Below are 18434 nucleotides of genomic sequence, written 5' to 3' on the forward strand. Positions count from 1 at the left end.
GCGCAGTAACATCTTGGCACTGAGAATCTTTCCTTGTTCTGTGATCCGGGCCTCATTCGGTCCGGATGGTCCGTGCCCCTGCCGTTGGCGCCGGCGCCGCCTCGGGTGAGGATGCGCGGGTGCCGCTGGGCGGGGGAGGACCATGAGCGAGGACGTCGTCGGGGGCCGGCTGGTCGAGCGGCCGGTGCGCCCGCTGCCCGGGGCCGGCCGGCTCGTCCGCGACGCCGGGCCGCTGTACGCGGGCAACGCGCTCGTCGGGTTCGTCTTCGCCGCCACCGGTCCGGTCGCGGTGATCCTCGCCGTCGGCGACCAGGGCGGGCTCTCGCAGGCGCAGATCGCCAGCTGGGTCTTCGGCGCCTTCTTCCTCAACGGCGTCCTCACGGTGCTCGCCTGCTGGCTGTACCGGCAGCCGCTGGCCTTCTTCTGGACCATCCCGGGCACGGTGCTCGTCGGCCCGGCGCTGGGGCACCTGAGCTGGCCGGAGGTCATCGGCGCCTTCGTCGTCACCGGGCTGCTCGTGGCCGCCCTGGGCCTGTCCGGGCTGGTCCGCCGGGTCATGGACGTCGTCCCGATGCCCATCGTCATGGCGATGGTCGCCGGGGTGTTCCTGCGCTTCGGGATCGACCTGGTCCGCGCGCTGCAGGACGACGCCGCGATCGCCGCGCCGATGGTCGTCGCCTTCCTGGCGCTCAGCGCGCTGCCGGCGCTCGGCGCCCGGGTGCCGCCGGTCCTCGGTGCGCTGGTCGTGGGGGCGGTCGCCGTCGCGCTGTCCGGGCGGTTCGACCCAGGCACGGCCGACGGCGTGCTCGCCGCGCCGGTGTTCACCGCCCCGGCCTGGTCGCCGCAGGCGCTGCTGGAGCTCGTCGTCCCGCTGGCGATCACCGTGATCGTCGTCCAGAACGGGCAGGGCGTCGCGGTCCTGCGGGCGGCGGGGCACACGCCGCCGGTCACCGCGGTCACGGTCGCCTGCGGGGCGTGGTCGGTCCTGACCGCGGCCGTGGGGACCGTCTCCACCTGCCTGACCGGCCCGACCAACGCGCTGCTCGCCGCCTCCGGGGAGCGCTCGCGGCAGTACACGGCCGGCGTCCTGTGCGGGCTGCTCGCGATCGTCTTCGGCCTGTTCGCGCCGCTGTTCACCGGCCTGATGCTGGGTACCCCGACGGCGTTCGTGGCCGCCCTCGGCGGGCTGGCGATGCTGCGGGTGCTGCAGACGTCGTTCGTCACGGCCTTCGGAGGTGCCCGGCCGTTCGGCGCGCTGGTCACCTTCGTGGTGACCGTCGCCGACGTGACCGTGCTCAACGTCGGATCGGCGTTCTGGGGCCTGGTCGCCGGGCTCGCCGTGTCCTGGCTGCTCGAGCGCCCGGCCCGGGCCGGGTGACGGCGGCGGCGGGTGGCGCGCACGGGGCGGGAGGGACGCGCGGCCGCGACGGCGGGTGCCCGCCGGGCCCGCGGGGCATGGCACCCTCGCAAGGACGTCGGCCCGGGTGTCGGCGAGCAGACCTGACCCTGGAGACGCCGAGCGTGGACACGACCGTCGTGGTGCCGACGTTCAACGAGCGCGGCAACGTCGCGGAGCTCGTCCGCCGGCTGGACGAGGCGCTGCAGGGGCGCGACGCGGAAATCCTCTTCGTCGACGACTCCGACGACGACACCGCCGACGTGGTCCACCGCGTCGCCGGCAGCAGCACCCTGCCGGTGCGGCTGCTGCACCGCGAGCGCGGCGCCCGCGACGGCGGCCTGGCCGGTGCGGTGGCGGCCGGGCTCGCCGCCGCGCGCGGCGACCACGTGGTCGTCATGGACGGCGACCTGCAGCACCCGCCCGAGCTGGTGCCGCTGCTGCGCGACACCGTCGGTGACGACGTCGACATGGTCGTGGCCAGCCGCTACGTCGGCGCCGGGGACTCCTCGGGGCTGTCGTCGTCCTGGCGCCGCGCGGTGTCCAGCGGCTCCACGCTGCTCGCGCGCTCCTGCTTCCCGCGCCGGGTGGGGCGGGTCTGCACCGACCCGATGACCGGGTTCTTCTGCGTCCGGCGCGAGGCCGTGCAGCTGGACCGGCTGCGCCCGCGCGGTTTCAAGATCCTGCTGGAGATCCTGGCCCGGCACGACCTCTCCGTCGCCGAGGTGCCGTTCGCCTTCGGCGAGCGCCACGACGGCGAGAGCAAGGCCTCGTGGCGCAACGGTGCCCAGTTCCTGTGGCAGATGGCCGCTCTGCGGATGGGGCGGATGTCGCGGTTCGCCGCCGTCGGTGCGCTGGGCACGGTCCTCAACCTGCTGCTCATGTGGCTGCTGCTGCGGGAGACCGGCCTGCACTACCTGCCGGCCGCCGTCATCGCCACCGAGGTCGCGATCCTGCACAACTTCGTGCTGCAGGAGCGCTTCGTCTTCAACGACCTCCGGGACAACCGGCACCCCTGGTGGACCCGGCTGCTGCACTCGGTGCTCTACAACAACGTCGACACCCTGGCCCGGCTGCCCGCGCTCGCCTTCCTCGTGGAGGTGCTGGCGTTCCCGTCGGTCCTCGCGCAGGGGATCACCCTGGCCGTGGCCTTCCTGGCCCGGTTCCTGTTCGTCTCCACCGTCGTGTACCGGCCGCGGCGGACCCCGGCCGAGGTCCTCGGCGAGGTGCAGCGCGAGGTCCACGTCATGTCGATCGCCCCGCTGCAGGGGGTCTCCGCGGCCGACGACGAGCGCCCGCCCCGGCCCTGACCCCGGCCTCGCCCCGGCCCCGCCCCCCGGCCTCGCCCCGGCCCCGCTTCCCGCCGAAGTCGCTCTTACGGCGGACCGGTGGCGCGGCACCGTTCCACCGAAGTGGCCACTTCGGTGGGGGTGGGGTCGGGAGCTCCCCCGCCGAAGTGGACACTCCGGTGCGTCAGGCCCGCTGGGCCAGGAGGTCGCGGATCCGCGCCACGACGGCCGCGAGGTCACGCAGGTCGGCGGCGGTGAGGCGGAGGACGAGCCACCCGGCGGCCGCGAGCCGGGCGTGCCGTTCGTCGTCGTCGTCGATCTGCTCCTGCGTCGCGAAGTGGTACTCGCCGTCGTACTCCACCGCCACCCCCAGGGCCGGCCAGGCCAGGTCGAGGTAGTAGGTGGAACCGTCGATCACGACCTCGTGCTGGGGCTCGGGAGCCAGGCCCGCGAGCACCAGGGCCACCCTGAGCGTGGACTCCGGTACCGAGGCCGCCCGCCCGTCGACCAGGGGGAGCGCGGTGCGCACGCGGGCGACACCGAACTCCCCTCGGTGCCGTTCGGTCATGGCCGCGAGCAGTGCGACGTCGAGGTGCCTGGTGCGCACCATGGCATCGAGTGCGGCGACGGCGGTGAACAGCGACTCGAGCGCAGCCAGGTCCCAGGCGGTGCGCAGCGACGTCGTCATCGGGACGTCGTCGCGGACCACCACCTCCTCCGGCAGCACCGTCGTCCGGTGGACCCGGATGCCCCGCGGCCCCCTCCACGCCACGCCCTCGGGTCGCAGAGCCGTGACGGGGTCGGTGAACCGGGCGTGATCGGCGCCGTACCACGCCGCGGCGGACAGTCCGCCCAGGACCACGCCCGGAGGGAACACGAGGGCAGCGCCACGGCAGCGCAACCGGTGGTCGGCGGGGAGCCCGGGGTCGGCGTAGACGCCCTGGACGAGTCGTCGGTAGCTGCGGGTGCGCAGCTGGTTGCGCGTCAGGAGACCGTCGGAGACGGCGTGGCTCCCGATGAAGACGCCCGGGAGGAGGCGGCGGTGGCTCGGCACCGGGCGAGCGTGACCACTCGGCTGCTCCGGCCGGAGGGGAGACGGACGACGGTGGACGGACACGCCGGCTGGGGAAAACCGCCGAAGTGGCCACTTCGGCGGGGAGCCCGGGGGGGCGGGGGGGGGGGGGGGGGGGGGGGGGGGGGCGCGCGGGGGGGGGGGGGGGGGGCGGGGGGGGGGGGCGCGCGGGGCGGCCGCGGCCCGACGCGCGCACCCCCCCCCCCCGAGACCGGCTCCCCGCCGGAATGGCCGTTCCGGCGGGGAGAGCAGTCAGGCGAGGCCCAGCTCGGCGCAGGTGTCGGCGAGGGTGTCCAGGCCACCGAGGGTCGCGTCGATCTCCTCGACCCCTCCACCGGCCGCGAGGGCGGGCCCGACCTCCGCGGCGGCGGCGCTGATCTCCTCGGCGGTCCCGAGGACCGCGTCGGAGACGGCATCGGCGGGGACGGCGTCGAGGTCGGCGGCCAGGGCCTCGGCGGCGGCCACGATCTCCGAGACGTCGTCGGTGGCGCCGCTGCCGACGTGGTCGTAGGCGTCGAGGAAGGCCTGCCCGTCGCTCGCGTAGAGCGCGCACACGTCGGCGTCCCCGGGGGCTGCCGAGCCCTCCTCCACGGTGCCGGCCGCTCCGGCGGCGGCAGCGACGTCGGCTGCGGAGGGCTCGTCGTCGCCGCCGCAGGCGGTCAGGACGAGCGCGGCGGCGCCCAGGGCGAGCAGGGCGGTGCCGGTACGGGCGGTGCTGCGCATGGCGGTTCGAGCTCCTCGATCGGGTGTCGGCGGGACGGCCGGACGGCCGTGCACCGGTGTCGGCGAGCAGCTTCGGACCGCCTGCTTGCGTGCCTCTTGCGACCGGCTTCCGGCCGGATCGGAGGTCATCCGAGCGGGACGCCGGCCGCCGTGCAGGCCTCGCCCAGCGGCGCCAGGGCGTCCACCACGGGACCGAGGGCCTCGACCACGTCGCCCCCGCCGGCGATGGCGTCGGAGGCCTCCTCCGCGGCGGTCTGCACGTCGACCGCGGCGTTGTGCACCTCCGGCGTCTCCGCGTCGTACCACGAGCCCTCGGCCGCGATCAGGTCGAGGAGCTCGACGAGCTCGTCCGGATCGGCCTCCTGCTCGCCCAGCGCGTAGAGGGGGAGGACGGCGCCGAGGGAGAGCACGCCCCGGCAGGTCGCCTCGTCACCGCCGGTGCCCGGCGGGAGCGCGGAGCCGTCCTCGTCCTCGGGGCCGGGCGCGGTGGACTGCTGCACCGGCGACTCGACGGCGGTGCCCGACGTGCCGGCCGCCGCCCCATGCGGCGCCGGGTCGGCCCCGCAGCCGGTCATGGCCAGCAGTGCGGCGGCGGCCACGGGAAGTGGCGCCGCGAGGGCGCGGTGTGCGGCGTTCCTGGTCATGTCCCCTGCTCCCCGGCCGGTCGGCCTGTCCGGATGCCCACCGCTCGGTGGGCATCCGGACGGTCGCCCGGGCGACTTGCCACCCGCTTGCCGGTGACCGACGTCCGGCCGGGCACCGGGGGAGGAGCTCGGAGACCCCGGCGGGCTCAGAGGGGGAAGGAGATGTACTTCGTCTGCAGGTACTCGGCCAGGCCCTCGTGGCCGCCCTCGCGGCCGATGCCGCTCTGCTTCACCCCGCCGAACGGGGCCGCCGGGTCGCTGACCACCCCGCGGTTGAGCCCGACCATCCCCGACTCCATCGCCTCGGCCAGCCGCAGCCCGCGGGCCAGATCGCCGGTGAAGACGTAGGACACCAGCCCGTACTCGGTGCCGTTGGCCAGCGCGAGCACCTCCTCGTCGGAGGTGAACCGGACGATCGGGGCGACCGGCCCGAAGATCTCCTCCTCGGTGGCCGGTGACCCGGCCGGGACGTCGAGCAGGACGGTGGGCGGGTAGAAGTAGCCGGGCCCCTCGGGCCGCTCGCCGCCGACGACCACGCGCGCGCCGGCGTCGACGGTCTCCCGCACGATCCGCTCCACCTTGCCGACGGTCTCCTCGTTGACCAGCGGGCCGATGCCCACGCCGTCGTCGTCGCCCCGGCCCAGGGTGAGCGCGCCCATCCGTTCGGCGAGCCGACGGCCGAACTCGTCGGCGACGGCGTCCTCGACGTAGAAGCGGTTGGCCGCGGTGCAGGCCTCGCCGCCGTTGCGCAGCTTGGCCACCATCGCACCCTCGACCGCGGCGTCGAGGTCGGCGTCGGCGCAGACGACGAACGGGGCGTTCCCGCCCAGCTCCATCGAGCTGACCAGCACCTGGTCGGCGGCCTGCTTGAGCAGCCCGCGACCGACCTCGGTGGAGCCGGTGAAGCTGATCTTGCGCAGCCGCGGATCGGCCATCGCGGCGCCGGCGACGTCCCGGGCGCTGGTGGTCGGCAGCACGCTGAGGACGCCGTCGGGCAGCCCCGCCTCGGCGAGCACCTCGGCCAGGACCAGGGCGGTCAGCGGCGTCTCCGCGGCCGGCTTGACCACCACGGGGCAGCCCGCGGCGAAGGCCGGGCCGAGCTTGCGGGTGAGCATGGCCGCCGGGAAGTTCCACGGGGTGATGGCCAGGCAGATGCCGACCGGCTGCCGGAGGACGACGGTGCGGGTGCCGCCGGCCGGGGCGACCCGGTAGTCGCCGTCGATGCGCACCGCCTCCTCGCTGAACCAGCGGAAGAACTCGGCGGCGTAGGTCAGCTCGCCGCGGGCGTCGGTGAGCGTCTTGCCGTTCTCGCGGACCATGAGCAGCGCGAGGTCGTCGGCCCGCGGGCCGGTCATGGCCTCGAACGCGCGGCGCAGGATCTCGCCCCGCTGCCGTGGCGGCGTGGCCGCCCAGCCCGCGGCGGCGGCCTGCGCGGCGTCCATGGCCGCGCGGGCGTCGTCGGCGGTGGCGTCGGCGACGCGGGCGAGCACGGAGCCGTCGGCGGGGTCGTGGACGTCGAACTCGGCGCCGCCGGCGGCGCCCTGCCACCGGCCGCCGACGAAGAGCTGCGTGGGTACGGGGCGGCTGAGCCCGGAGATGGTCACGGTGCTGGTCACGAGCCCATCGTGCGCCCGCCGGGCCGGTGCCGCGCGTCGCGCCCGCCCTTTGCGGTTGCGTGACATGTGGGCCGTCCAGCGCAGGGGACCGGCGCGGGCGGGCAAGGCAGACGACGGCCGTTGCTGCGCGGCCGCTGCCGCCGTCTGCCCCGAGGAGATCCCCCGCGTGCCCCGTCCCGACCCGACCGGCCTGCCCCTCCCCGGCGTGGAGGAGGTGCCGCGGGCCGCGCGCCGGCGCCGGCTCAGGGCTCTCGCCCGGCTCCCGCTGGCCCTGGTGCTCGCCGGTGCGCTGGCGGCGGGGTTCACCCTGCCGGTGGTCGGCGGGGCGGTGCTGGCCACGGACGCGGTCGGGTCGGTCGTGACCCCGGCGACCGGCGCCGAGGACCTGCTGGACCGCACCCCGGCGGGGAACACCCGGGTGCTGGCGGCCGACGGCTCCCTGATCACCGAGCTGTACCGGCGCAACCGCACCGTGGTGCCGAGCGAGGCGATCGCGCCGGTGATGAAGGAGGCCCTCGTCGCCATCGAGGACTCCCGCTTCTACGAGCACGGCGGAGTGGACGCCGAGGGCCTGCTGCGCGCCGCCGTCAGCAACCTGGCGGCCGGCGGGGTGGTGCAGGGCGGTTCGACGCTCACCCAGCAGCTGGTCAAGCAGATCCGCCTGCAGTCCGCCGGGGACGCCGACCAGCGCGCCGCCGCCACCGCCCAGGACCTGGGCCGCAAGCTCAGCGAGGCGCAGCTCGCGCTGGCGATGGAGGAGCGCTACACCAAGGACGAGATCATCACCCGCTACCTCAACCGGGTGTACTTCGGCGCCGGTGCCTACGGCGTCGCCGCCGCCGCGCGGACCTACTTCGACGTCGGGCCGGAGGCGCTGACCCTGGCGCAGGCGGCGACCCTGGCCGGTCTGGTGCAGAGCCCGGCCCGCTTCGACCCGCTCGTCGACCCGGAGGCGGCGACGGCGCGCCGGGACGTCGTGATCGGCCGGATGCTCGAGCTGGGCATGGTGGACCGGCCGGCGGCCGACGCCGCCCGCGCCGAGCCGGTCGCCGTGCAACCCGGCGGGGCGCCCCCGCGGGGATGCACCGAGGCGCAGATCGGCGCCTTCTTCTGCGACCACCTGCTGGCGTACCTGACCGGCACGCTCGGGCTGAGCAGCGCCCAGCTGGAGACCGGCGGGCTGACCATCCGGACGACGCTGGACCCCGCGCTCCAGTCGGCCGGCGACGCCGCGGTGCTGCAGGCCCTCGACGCGACCGACCCGCGCGCCGGCGTCTTCGTGGCGGTCGAGCCGGGCACCGGCCGGATCCTGGCGACGTCGGTCAACCGGGAGTACGGGCTCGACGAGGGCGACCCCGCGCAGACCACGGTGAACCTGGCCACCGCCGCCGGGCAGGGGGCCGGGTCGACGTACAAGGTCTTCACCGCCGTGGCCGCCCTGGAGCAGGGGTTCGGTCTGGAGCACGAGATCACGACGGCGGACCGCCACGTCTCCGACGTGTACCTGGACGGCGGTGAGCCCTACGCCGTCGGCAACGCCGGCAGTTATCCGGCCCGGCTGGACATGGAGCGCGCGCTCTACCTGTCCTCGAACACCTACTTCCTGGCCCTGCAGGACCAGCTGGGCAGCGTCGCGGGGCCGGTGGACGCCGCGCTGCGGATGGGCCTGTCCTCGCTCGAGCCGATCGCGGAGCGGGTGGTGGCGGAGGACCGCGGCTCGTTCACCTTCGGTCCGGAGCCGACCAGTCCCCTGGCGCTGGCCGCCGCCTACTCGACGCTCGCCGCGAGCGGCACCCGGTGCACCCCCACGCCGGTGGACGAGGTGCTCGACCGGGACGGGCAGCCGTTGACGGCGGCCGACGGCGGCCCGCTGCTGCCCGCCGACCGCTGCACCCCCGAGGCGGTCGCGCCCGGCATCGCGCACACGGTGACCGAGGCCCTGCGCAAGGACGTCGAGCCAGGTCACCCCGGCCAGACCGGTGCCCGGGCGTACGTGCCCGGGCACCAGATCGCCGGCAAGACCGGGACCACCCAGGACAACTTCTCGATCGCCTTCGTCGGCTACACGCCGCAGATCTCCGCCTCGGTGATGGTCTACGACCCGGTGGCCAACCGGGACGTCGGCGGCTTCGGCGGCGGCACGGCCGCGACGATCTGGCACGACGCGCTGGCGCCGGTGCTGTCCGGCCGGGAGCCGGTGCCCTTCCCGCCGGCCGACCCGCGCCACGTGCAGGGGTCGCTGCAGACCCTGCCCGCGGGGTGCGTGGGGGCGACCGCGGACCGGTGCCGGGTCCTGCTCGACCAGGCCGGTCTGCAGGTCACCACGGTGGCGGTGGACAGCGCTCGCCGGTCCGGGGTCGTGGTGGGCCTCGATCCGGCGCCCGGGACGGTCGTGCAGGTCGACGACCCGGTGACCGTGCTGGTCAGCAACGGCTCCCGGTGGACCCCGCCGCCGGCGCCCTCGCCGACCCCCACGCCCACGCCGACGCCCACGCCGACCCCCGAGCCGCCACCCGCGCCGGAGACGTCGCCCGAGCCCGCCCCTGCGCCCGAGCCCGAGCCCGATCCTGCGCCGGAGACGTCGCCCGCGCCGGAGCCCGAGCCCGCGCCGTCCCCGACCCCCGCACCGGAGCCGACGGCCGCGCCGGAGCCCGAGCCCACGACGCCGCCCGCGCCGTCCCCGACCCCCACGCCGGAGCCCGCGCCGGAGCCGGAGCCCACGGACGCGGCGACGGGCTGAGCCGTTCCGGGGAGGGGATGTGGGGCGGGGGGCCGGCTCTGGCGGTCTGGCCGCGTTGGTCGGTCCATCCAGCAGTGGATGGCCAGTGGTTTCCCGGCTTCCCCCGCCCGACACAACTGTGACCCGCGCCACATGCAGGGGTCAACCCCCGACGGCGTGTCGTCCGGTCCGCGCAGGTGAGCGGCCCGGTGGTCTCAGCCGACGCGCCGCAGCACGTCCGGGCCGAGCTGGTCGACGGAGGTCAGCCCGGCCAGGCCGAGGGTCAGGTCGAACTCGCCGAGGACGTCGGCGACCACCTGCCGCACGCCCTCCTCCCCGGCCAGCCCGAGCCCCCACGCGTAGGGCCGGCCCAGCAGCACCGCCCGCGCGCCGAGCGCCAGGGCCACGAGCGCGTCGGCGCCGCTGCGGACCCCGCTGTCGAGCAGCACCGGCGCCCGGTCGCCGACGGCCGCCACGACGTCGGGCAGCGCGTCGAGAGCGGCGATCGAGCGGTCCACCTGCCGCCCGCCGTGGGTGCTCACGACGAGGCCGTCGACGCCCTCGTCGAGCGCGCGGCGGGCGTCGTCGGGGTGCAGCACCCCCTTGAGCACGATCGGCAGCCGGGTCCGCTCCCGCAGCCACGCCAGGTCGGCCCAGGTGATGGAGGGCCGCGAGTAGATGGCCAGGAAGGTCTCGACGGCGGCGCGCGGCAGGGGCGAGCGCAGGTTCTCCAGCAGCGGGCCCGGCCAGGCCCGCGCCATGCCGACCAGGGCGCGGACGGCGGCCGGCGTCGGGCGCGGCTGCCGGTCCCGCTCGGCGGAGGCGCCCGGCTGCGCCGGGGCCGGTGTCGCCGCGGCGTGCTCGGCGACCAGCCGCCGGAACACCGGGTCGGAGGTGTACTGCGCGATGCCCTTGCCGAGCGCGAACGGCAGGTGCCCGAGGTCCAGGTCGCGCGGCCGCCAGCCGAGCATCGTGGTGTCCAGGGTGACCACCAGCGCCTCGCAGCCGCAGGCCTCCGCGCGGGCGACCAGGCTCTCGACCAGCTCGTCGGACGTCGACCAGTACATCTGGAACCACCGCGGCGCGTCGGCCATGGCCGCGGCGCAGGTCTCCATCGGCACCGACGCCTGGTTGGAGAACACCATCGGCACGCCGAGGTCGGCTGCGGCACGGGCCACCGCCAGGTCGGCGTCGGCGTGCACGAGCTCCAGGGCGCCGACCGGGCCGAGCAGCAGCGGCGCGGGCAGCCGGCGGCCGAGCAGCTCCACCGAGGTGTCGCGGACGCTGACGTCCCGCAGCACCCGGGGCACCACGGCCCACCGGTCGAAGGCGTCGCGGTTGGCCCGCTGGGTGGCCTCGTCCCCGGCGCCCCCGGCCACGTAGGCGTACGCGCGGGCGCCCAGCCGGCGGCGCGCGGCCCGCTGCAGCGCCCGGGCCACGGTGGGCACCCGCGGGGTGCGGCCGTACACCCCGGCCCGGTAGATGTCGTTCTGGCGCTGGCGTCCGGTCCCGGCTGCGGAGGTCACGCACGTCACGCTAGGACGCCGCCGCCGGACCGGCCGACCGAGGCCCCGGCCCACTTTCTGGCGACACGCCGCACCGACACGCCAGAAGCGTCGGTGACGGACCGTCCAGGGGCCGTCACGGCGTCCATCATGTGGGGGCCGGCCGGTCGTGCTGCGACCGCCGCCGGCAGTACGACTGCTCGAGGGGGAACTGCGTGCCGTCCGGTGCGTCGCCGAGGGTCGTCCGCAGCTCCGCCGTCCTCGGCGGCCTCGCGGCCGGCCTGATCGCTCTGGGTGTCGCGGCGGGTCCGGCTCTCGCCATCGACGACCCCTCCCGACCCGACGCCCGGGTCACGCACGGCCCCAGCTGCCGCCCCGGCGGCGTCGCGGTCGAGGTGACGGGTGGGACGGTGCCCTACGACGTCGTCCTGGCGACCACCCGGCAGCCCGCCGGGGAGGACCGCGCGCGGGTCGACCCCGGCCAGGTCGTGCGGCTGGCCACCGGCGACGTCGACTGGGGCGAGCGGATCGACCCGCGGCTGCTGCTCACCGCCCTCGACGGCTCCGGCGTCGGCTACGTCGACGAGCTGCCGGGCTTCGAGTTCACCCGGCCGGCCGAGGAGGACTGCGCCGCCATCGCCCCGCAGCCCGGCGAGGCCACCGTGCCGCCGATGGACGGCCCGCCCGTCGCCGGGGAGGACGCCGGGCCGCCGAGCCCCGCCGGCTCGGTGGACGCCGCCGAGGGGGCCGGCTCCCCGGTGGCCGCGGGGGAGGTCGTGACCCTGACGGCGACGGGCTTCGCCGCCGGCGAGGAGGTCTGCGTGCGCATGGCCGACGGCACCGACCTCGGCACGGCGTCGGCCGACATCCACGGGATGGTCGCCGTCGAGGTGCGCATCCCGGCCGGGGTGCCCGCCGGCGCGACCACCCTCGAGGTGGTCGGTGCGGTCACCCGCACGACCGTCGCGGTGGACCTGCAGATCGCCTCGAGCCGCACCCCGGTCGACGACGGCGGGACGGCGTGGCCGCTCGTCCTCGGCGCGACCACGCTCGCCCTCGCCGCCGGTGCCCTGGCCGTGACCCAGCTGCGCCGCCGGGCCCGGCGCGCCGCGTCCGGGGGCGCGTGAGGCCGATGTCGGCGACCATGGAGGCGTGCCCCCGGAGAACGCGCTGGCGTCCGCCGTCCCCGACGTGGCGCACGTCCCCGGCGCCGGGCCGCGGCCGGAGGAGACCTGGCTGCGCATCGTCCAGGTGCACGACCGGATCACCCGCCGGGTCGACTCCGCCCTGCACCGCCGGCACGGGCTCTCGCTGACCGGCTTCGAGGCGCTGCGGCGGATCGCCGAGGCACCGGGGGAGCGGGCCAGCATGGGCGAGGTCGCCGAGGCGCTCGGCCTGTCGCGGGCCGGGGTCACCAGCACCGTCACCCGGCTGGTGAGCGAGGGTCTGGTCGTCCGGGAGCGCGCGGCCGACGACCGCCGCCTGCTCCACGCCCGGCTGACCGACGCCGGCCGGACCCGGCTGCGCGAGGCCGCGCCCACGCACGACGACCTGGTGGCGCACCTGCTCGCCCGGCTGGGGGACGACGCCGCCGTGGTGACCGACGCGCTGGCGCGGGTCTCCGCTGCCGCCCGCGCCCGCCGCTGACCCGGGCAGAACCGCACTTCTGCACGGGGGCAGAACTGCACTTCTGCGCGGGGGCAGAACTGCACTTCTGCGCGGGGGCAGAACTGCACTTCTGCGCGGGGGCAGAACTGCACTTCTGCACGGGGGCAGAACTGCACTTCTGCGCGGGTGTGCGCGCCCGGGAAAGCTTCAAGCCCGTAGTGTTTCCGAACCGGATCGGCCGGGCACGACGCGATCGTGCATGGGGTACTCGGGCGCGTCACGGTCGTCGTGCCGACCATCGGCCGGCCGTCGCTCGACGCGCTGCTCGACGCCCTGGCGCAGGCCCCCGGGAACCGCCCGGCGGAGATCGTGCTGGTCGACGACCGGCCGGCGGGCCCGCCGCTGCGCCCCGACCGTCCCGGCCTGCCCCCGGTCCGCGTCGTCCGCACCGGAGGCGGCGGCCCCGCCCGGGCGCGCAACCTCGGCTGGCGGGTGGCCCGCACCGAGTGGATCGCCTTCCTCGACGACGACGTCGTCCCCGACCCCGACTGGTACGAGCGGCTGGCCGCCGACCTCGAGGACCTGCCGGCCGACGTGGCCGGCAGCCAGGGCCGGGTCCGGGTGCCGCTGCCGGAGGACCGCCGGCCCACCGACTGGGAGCGCGGCACCGCCGGCCTGGCCAGCAGCGCCTGGATCACCGCCGACCTCGCCTACCGGCGCAGCGCGCTGGCCGCCGTCGGCGGTTTCGACGAACGCTTCCCCCGCGCGTTCCGGGAGGACTCCGACCTCGCCCTGCGCGTGATGGACACCGGGGCCCGGCTGGTCCGCGGGCAGCGGTGGATCACCCACCCGGTGCGCCCCACCGACCGGTGGGTCAGCGTCCGGGTGCAGGCCGGCAACGCCGACGACGTCCTCATGCGCCGGCTGCACGGGCCCGGCTGGCGGGCCCCGCACCGCGCGGACGCCCCGCTGGGCCGCCGCCCGCGGCACCTCGCCGTCACCGCTGCCGCCCTCACCGCGGCGGGGCTGGCCGCCGCCCGCCGTCCGCGCGCCGCCGCCCTGGCGGCAGCGGCCTGGCTCGCCGGCACCGCCGAGTTCGCGTGGGCGCGGATCGCACCCGGCCCGCGGGACCGCGCCGAGGTGACCACCATGCTCGCCACCAGCGCGGTCATCCCGCCGCTGGCCGCCTGGCACGTGCTCCGCGGGATCGTGCGGCACCGGCGGGTGACCCGCTGGCGGGGCCTGCCCGACCTGGTGCTGTTCGACCGCGACGGCACCCTGGTCCGCGACTACCCCTACAACGGCGACCCGGCCCTGGTGACGCCCGTGCCGGGAGCCCGCGACGCGCTCGACGCGCTGCGCGCCCGCGGCGTGCGGGTGGGCGTGGTGAGCAACCAGTCCGGCGTGGCCCGGGGGCTGATCACCCGAGGGCAGGTCGACGCGTGCATGGCCCGGCTCGGGGAGCTGCTCGGGCCCTTCGACAGCCTCCAGTACTGCCCGCACGGCCCGGACGACGGCTGTTCCTGCCGCAAGCCGGCGCCGGGCATGGTGAAGGCCGCCTGCGCCGAGCTCGGCGTGGACCCGGCCCGTTGCGTCGTGATCGGGGACATCGCCGCCGACGTCGACGCCGCCGAGGCCGCCGGCGCGGTGGGGATCATGGTCCCCACGCCGGTCACCCGGCGCTCGGAGGTCGCGGCCGCCCGGCACGTCACCGCAACGCTGGGCGAGGCGGTCGACGACGTCCTGGCGGGGCTGTGGTGAGCGCGCCCGCCCCTGCTCCCGCGCCCGCTCCTGGCGGCCGGCGGGGCACCGTCCTCGTGGCCCGGCTCGACAACGCCGGCGACGTCCTCCTGCAGGGGCCGCTGGTCCGGGCGGTGGCGCACGGCGCCGACCGGGTGGTGTTCCTGGCCGGGCCCGCCGGGGCCGCGGCCGCCGAGCTGCTCCCGGGCGTGGACGAGGTGTGGACCTGGGCCTGCCCGTGGATCCTCGGCGACCCGCCGCCGGCCGACGCCGCCGACCTCGCCGCGCTCACCCAGCGGGTCGCCGCGCTCGCGCCGGCCGAGGCGGTGGTCCCGACGTCGTTCCACCAGTCGCCGCTGCCGCTGGCGCTGCTGCTGCGCGCCGCCGGCGTGCCGCGCATCTCGGCGATCAGCGTCGACTACCCCGGTTCGCTGCTCGACGTGCGGCACCGGTGCGACGACGACCTGCCCGAGCCCGAGCGCGCGCTGTCGCTGGCCCGTGCGGCGGGCTTCGACCTGCCCGACGGCGACGACGGCCGCCTCGCCGTCCGCCGCCCGCTGCCGCCGACCGGCCGCGAGCCCGGGTACGTGGTCCTGCACCCGGGCGCCTCGGTGCCCGCCCGCGCCTGGCCGGCCGACCGGTGCGCCGAGGCGGTCGAGGCCCTGGCCGACGCCGGGCACCGCGTGCTGGTCACCGGGGGGCCGGGGGAGCGGGCGCTGACCGCCGCGGTCGCCGGCACCCGCGGCGAGGACCTCGGCGGCGCCACGACGCTCGCCGGGATGGCCGCGCTGCTCGACGGCGCCGCGGCCGTCGTCGTCGGCAACACCGGCCCGGCGCACCTCGCCGCCGCCGTCGGCACCCCCGTCGTCTCGCTCTTCGCCCCGGTCGTGCCGGCCGCGCGCTGGGCGCCCTACGGGGTGCCGTCCCTGCTGCTCGGCGACCAGGACGCCCCCTGCCGCGACACCCGGGCCCGCGTGTGCCCGGTGCCCGGCCACCCCTGCCTGACGTCGGTGAGCCCTCTCGACGTCGTCGCCGCGGTGGAGAAGCTGGTGAGCTCGTGAAGGTCCTGCTCTGGCACGTGCACGGCTCGTGGACGACGGCGTTCGTGGCGGGCGACCACGAGTACCTGATCCCCGTCGTGGACGGTCCCGGGGGGAGCCGGAGTCCCGACGGGCTCGGCCGGGCACGGACCTGGGACTGGCCGGCGTCGGCGCGCGAGGTGACGCCGCAGGAGCTGCGCGACGCCGACGTCGACGTGGTGGTGCTCCAGCGCACCCGCGACCTCGAGCTGTGCCGGGAGTGGCTGGGTCGCGAGCCCGGCCGCGACCTGCCCGCCGTCTTTCTCGAGCACAACGCCCCCGGGCTGGAGCCGGGTGACGGTCCGGTACCGCACACCCGCCATCCCCTGGCCGACCGCGACGACATCCCGATCGCGCACGTCACCCACTTCAACCGGCTCGTCTACGACAACGGCCGCGCCCCCACCACGGTGATCGAGCACGGCATCGTCGACCCGGGGGAGCGGTGGACCGGCGAGCTGGCCCGCGCCGCGGTGGTGAGCAACGAGCCGGTCCGCCGCGGCCGCACGGTCGGCGCCGACCTGCTGCCGGGGCTGGCCGCCGTCGCCCCGGTCGACGTCTTCGGCATACGCCTGGCCGGGTTGCACGAGCGCTACGGCCTCGACCCCGACCGCGTCGCGCTGTTCGACGACCCGCCGCAGGCGGCCATGCACGCCGAGCTGGCGCGGCGCCGGGTGTACGTGCACCCGGTGCGGTGGACCTCGCTGGGCCTGTCGCTGCTGGAGGCGATGCACCTGGGCATGCCCGTGGTCGCGCTGGCGACGACCGAGGTGGTCGAGGCGGTGCCGGCCGCGGCGGGCGTCATCTCGACCCGGCCGGAGCGTCTCTGGGAGGGGGCGCGCCGGTTCCTCGACGACCCGGACGCCGCCCGGCTCGCGGGCGAGGCCGCCCGCGCGGCGGCACTCGAGCGGTACGGCCTGGCCCGCTTCCTCGCGGACTGGGATGCGCTCCTGGAGGAGGTCACCAGGTGAGGTGCGGATCAGCACGGCCGAGCCGCTCGGCTCCGGCACCGGAGGTGGATCGATGAGGATCGCGCTGGTCAGCGAGCACGCCTCGCCCCTGGCCGCCATCGGCGGCGTGGACGCCGGCGGACAGAACGTGCACGTCGCCGCGCTGGCGGCCGGTCTGGCCGCGCGCGGCCACGACGTCACCGTGCACACCCGCCGCGACGACGTCGCCCTGCCCGACGAGGTCGTCGTGCAGGACGGCTACCGGGTCCGGCACGTCACCGCCGGCCCGCCGGGGAACCTGCCCAAGGACGACCTGCTGCGGCACATGCCCGAGTTCGCCCGGGAGCTGCGCCGCGAGTGGGCCGCCGAGCGCCCCGACCTGGTGCACGCGCACTTCTGGATGAGCGGGCTGGCGTCGGTCGCGGCCGCGGGGGACGTGCCGGTGCTGCAGACCTTCCACGCGCTGGGCTCGGTGAAGCGCCGGCACCAGGGCGCCGCGGACACCTCGCCGCCGCAGCGGGTGGAGCTGGAGCGGTCGCTGTGCCGGACCGTGCGCCACGTCGTGGCCACCTGCTCCGACGAGGTCTTCGAGCTCCGCCGGCTGGGCCTGCCGCGCGAGCGGGTGTCGGTCGTGCCGTGCGGCGTGGACACCTCGGTCTTCACCCCGAGGGGCCCGGTGGCGCCGCGCACCGGCCGGCCGCGGCTGCTCATGCTCGGCCGGCTGGTCGAGCGCAAGGGCCAGGACGACGCCGTCCGTGCGCTGGCCGCCGTGCCTGGCGCCGAGCTCGTCGTCGTGGGCGGACCCGCGGCCGACCGGCTCGACCGCGATCCCGAGGTGCGGCGGCTGCGGGCCGTCGCCGCCGAGGCCGGCGTCGCCGACCGGCTCCGCTTCACCGGCGCCGTCGCGCGCACCGAGGTGCCCGCCTGGGTGCGCTCGGCCGACGTCGTCCTCGCCGTGCCCTGGTACGAGCCCTTCGGCATCACCCCGCTGGAGGCGATGGCCTGCGGGCGGCCCGTGGTGGCCACCGCCGTCGGGGGGCTGGTCGACAGCGTCGTTGACGGCACCACCGGCGTCCTCGTCCCGCCCCGGGACCCCGCGGCGCTGGGCGCGGCGGTGGCCGGGCTGCTGGCCGACGACGCCCGCCGCGCCGCCTACGGCGCGGCCGGGATGCGCCGCGCCCGCTCCCGCTACCGCTGGGCCCGGGTGGTGGCCGACACCGAGGCCGTCTACCGCCACGTCCTGGAGACCCCCCTGTCCGAGCACAGCGACGAGCGCCCCGTGGAGGCCGTCCGATGAGCAGTGTCCCCCTGAGCGCGGCCCCCCATTCCGCCGGCGAGGTCGTCTCGCCCGACAGCTGCACGCACCTGACCGGGCACGACCACGTCTCGTCGCTGACCGCGGCGCTGCGCGACGTCACCGGGCACGTCGACACCCTCGACCGCTGGGGGCGGCTGCTCGCCGACGTCCTGTGCGGGGAGCAGCGCGGGCGGCTGCTCGCGGCCGGCAACGGCGGCAGCGCGGCCCAGGCCCAGCACCTCACCGCCGAGCTGGTCGGCCGCTACCGCGCCGACCGGGCGCCCTTCTCGGCGATCTGCCTGACCGCGGAGACCTCGTCGCTCACCGCGATCGCCAACGACTACCCGGCCGACGAGCTCTTCGCCCGCCAGGTGGAGGCGCACGGCCGCGCCGGCGACGTGCTCGTGCTGCTGTCGACCAGCGGTCGCTCGCCCAACGCCGTCGCCGCCGCCCGCCGGGCCCGGGAGTGCGGCATCACCGTGCTGGCCCTGACCGGCCCGGCGCCGAACCCGCTGGCCGCCGAGGCCGACGACGCCGTCTGCATCGGCTCCCCGTGGACGGCGACGGTGCAGGAGTGCCATTTGGTCGCCCTGCACCTGCTCTGCGCGGCCTTCGACGCCGCGGTGCTGGCCGAGCCGGCGCGCATCCCCGCGTCGCGGCTGGGGGTCGCGCGGTGAGACACCCTCTGTCAACCACCGGCTCAGGCGGCGTTGCCGAGGGCTCGGTTGCGGTTGGCTTGGTGGACGCCCTCGTCGTAGAGGACGCCTCGGGTGAGGCAGTGCCAGAGGATCTCCAG

At 76.8% G+C, this 18434-nt stretch carries 15 protein-coding genes; 10 read left to right on the top strand and 5 right to left on the bottom strand.

The window, feature by feature from the left end:
• Nucleotides 1–142 precede the first annotated feature (142 nt).
• Nucleotides 143–1378, top strand: coding sequence for a benzoate/H(+) symporter BenE family transporter (locus ACK586_RS14395; RefSeq protein ID WP_409331176.1), 1236 nt, complete (start codon nt 143–145; stop codon nt 1376–1378).
• Nucleotides 1379–1521: 143 nt separating this feature from the next.
• Nucleotides 1522–2706, top strand: coding sequence for a glycosyltransferase (locus ACK586_RS14400; protein WP_409331177.1), 1185 nt, complete (start codon nt 1522–1524; stop codon nt 2704–2706).
• A gap of 163 nt (nt 2707–2869) precedes the next feature.
• Here the strand turns inward: ACK586_RS14400 and ACK586_RS14405 are convergent, their stop codons facing one another.
• From ACK586_RS14405 to ACK586_RS14420, 4 genes are all read right to left on the bottom strand, one after another.
• Nucleotides 2870–3739 (bottom strand): DUF559 domain-containing protein, encoded by an 870-nt coding sequence (locus ACK586_RS14405; protein WP_409331178.1) that lies wholly within the window; start codon nt 3737–3739, stop codon nt 2870–2872.
• 270 nt (nt 3740–4009) lie between these two features.
• A complete protein-coding gene (locus tag ACK586_RS14410; protein WP_409331179.1) occupies nt 4010–4480 on the bottom strand; it encodes a hypothetical protein in 471 nt (156 codons plus the stop codon).
• A gap of 125 nt (nt 4481–4605) precedes the next feature.
• A complete protein-coding gene (locus ACK586_RS14415) occupies nt 4606–5124 on the bottom strand; it encodes a hypothetical protein (protein ID WP_409331180.1) in 519 nt (172 codons plus the stop codon).
• A gap of 146 nt (nt 5125–5270) precedes the next feature.
• On the bottom strand, nt 5271–6740 hold the full coding sequence (locus tag ACK586_RS14420; protein ID WP_409331181.1) for an NAD-dependent succinate-semialdehyde dehydrogenase: 1470 nt from the start codon (nt 6738–6740) through the stop codon (nt 5271–5273).
• Nucleotides 6741–6906: 166 nt separating this feature from the next.
• On the opposite strand from ACK586_RS14420, the gene ACK586_RS14425 reads away from it, so the two are divergent.
• A complete protein-coding gene (locus ACK586_RS14425; RefSeq protein WP_409331182.1) occupies nt 6907–9480 on the top strand; it encodes a penicillin-binding protein in 2574 nt (857 codons plus the stop codon).
• A 194-nt stretch (nt 9481–9674) separates the two neighbouring features.
• On the opposite strand, the gene ACK586_RS14430 is transcribed toward ACK586_RS14425, so the two are convergent.
• Complete coding sequence (locus ACK586_RS14430) at nt 9675–10985, bottom strand: alpha-hydroxy-acid oxidizing protein (RefSeq protein ID WP_409331183.1); 1311 nt, start codon at nt 10983–10985, stop codon at nt 9675–9677.
• Between the two features lie 194 nt (nt 10986–11179).
• On the opposite strand from ACK586_RS14430, the gene ACK586_RS14435 reads away from it, so the two are divergent.
• From ACK586_RS14435 to ACK586_RS14465, 7 genes are all read left to right on the top strand, one after another.
• A complete protein-coding gene (locus ACK586_RS14435; RefSeq protein ID WP_409331184.1) occupies nt 11180–12091 on the top strand; it encodes a hypothetical protein in 912 nt (303 codons plus the stop codon).
• 25 nt (nt 12092–12116) lie between these two features.
• Entirely contained in the window at nt 12117–12611 is a 495-nt protein-coding gene (locus ACK586_RS14440) for a MarR family winged helix-turn-helix transcriptional regulator (protein WP_409331185.1), read from the top strand.
• A gap of 249 nt (nt 12612–12860) precedes the next feature.
• Nucleotides 12861–14333, top strand: a complete 1473-nt coding sequence (locus ACK586_RS14445; RefSeq protein ID WP_409331186.1) for an HAD-IIIA family hydrolase — start codon at nt 12861–12863, stop codon at nt 14331–14333.
• Nucleotides 14330–15373 (top strand): glycosyltransferase family 9 protein, encoded by a 1044-nt coding sequence (locus ACK586_RS14450; protein ID WP_409331187.1) that lies wholly within the window; start codon nt 14330–14332, stop codon nt 15371–15373. Before ACK586_RS14445 ends, ACK586_RS14450 begins: the two co-directional genes overlap by 4 nt.
• Entirely contained in the window at nt 15370–16362 is a 993-nt protein-coding gene (locus tag ACK586_RS14455) for a glycosyltransferase (protein WP_409331188.1), read from the top strand. Before ACK586_RS14450 ends, ACK586_RS14455 begins: the two co-directional genes overlap by 4 nt.
• A 52-nt stretch (nt 16363–16414) precedes the next feature.
• Nucleotides 16415–17638 (top strand): glycosyltransferase, encoded by a 1224-nt coding sequence (locus ACK586_RS14460; RefSeq protein ID WP_409331189.1) that lies wholly within the window; start codon nt 16415–16417, stop codon nt 17636–17638.
• Nucleotides 17635–18315 (top strand): D-sedoheptulose-7-phosphate isomerase, encoded by a 681-nt coding sequence (locus ACK586_RS14465; RefSeq protein WP_409331190.1) that lies wholly within the window; start codon nt 17635–17637, stop codon nt 18313–18315. The genes ACK586_RS14460 and ACK586_RS14465 overlap by 4 nt, the downstream gene beginning before the upstream one ends.
• Nucleotides 18316–18434 lie beyond the last annotated feature (119 nt).

Origin of the sequence: Trujillonella humicola (assembly GCF_046233715.1) — a bacterium.
Taxonomy (GTDB): domain Bacteria; phylum Actinomycetota; class Actinomycetes; order Mycobacteriales; family Geodermatophilaceae; genus Trujillonella; species Trujillonella humicola.